The sequence below is a fragment of the Oleiphilus sp. HI0066 genome, from assembly GCF_001635725.1.
Genome location: NZ_LWFH01000755.1, coordinates 1 through 750, shown reverse-complemented (window position 1 = coordinate 750; position 750 = coordinate 1). Strand labels below are relative to the sequence as shown.

At 46.3% G+C, this 750-nt stretch carries 1 protein-coding gene; it reads right to left on the bottom strand.

Translation table 11 applies throughout. From position 1 onward, the window contains the following. Window positions 1–750: AraC family transcriptional regulator ligand-binding domain-containing protein (locus tag A3738_RS09140; RefSeq protein ID WP_156504137.1), on the bottom strand; the 750-nt coding region annotated here is incomplete at both ends.

Genomic DNA, 750 nt, shown 5'->3' with positions numbered 1-750 from the left:
AGTTCGCTAGAAGACAGTTTTTCTTTTGCCGTGAAAAGTCTCACTTCATTTTTTAAGTCTTGATAGGTGTAATCAAGCTCGCCTAGTTTTCTCTTTAGAGTCGCCGCGGACATAAAATTTCGTTCTGCCACCACATCAATGCTGGGAAGGGCGCCTTCTTGTAGAGTGAGAAAATTCCGGACGCGATCGACCAAATCTTGCGGTTTTACTTTTCTTAGCTCCTCTTCGCATTGCGCTAAAGCGGCCTGACAAAGCGCCGTGTTCGCACTTTCAAATGGGGCGTCTAACCATTGGGTAGGGAAGTGCATCGCGCATTGTTTTGCGTTAAACGTGAAACAGCAATAATCCAAAACATGGTGCGGAAAGCCAGCTGGTTCAGGTGCATCGATTTCAATAATGACTTGTCCCTCAAGTGCGCACGAAGCACCAAGAGAGAGATGAACACTCTGTGCCATGCTAACCATCGTACTTAAATCAAAGAAACGTTGTACGTCTGGTGAATGCCCCATACCTTTCAAATCAGTAATTAGCGTCAAAGATACATGTTCTTCTCCGATGACGATTTTCGGGTATTGCGCAGCAAGCCTAGTGTTGTAGTACTTCGTTAATAAAGACAATCCCGCGCGTAAGGATGCGGATGTTTGAATTGCAACACCCAAAGCTCCGTGGCTTGATGGGCGCACCTGCAAACCATAGTAGACGGCATCAGCAATGGGCTGTTTCAGTTTTGCGTAGAGATTTTGCCCAACG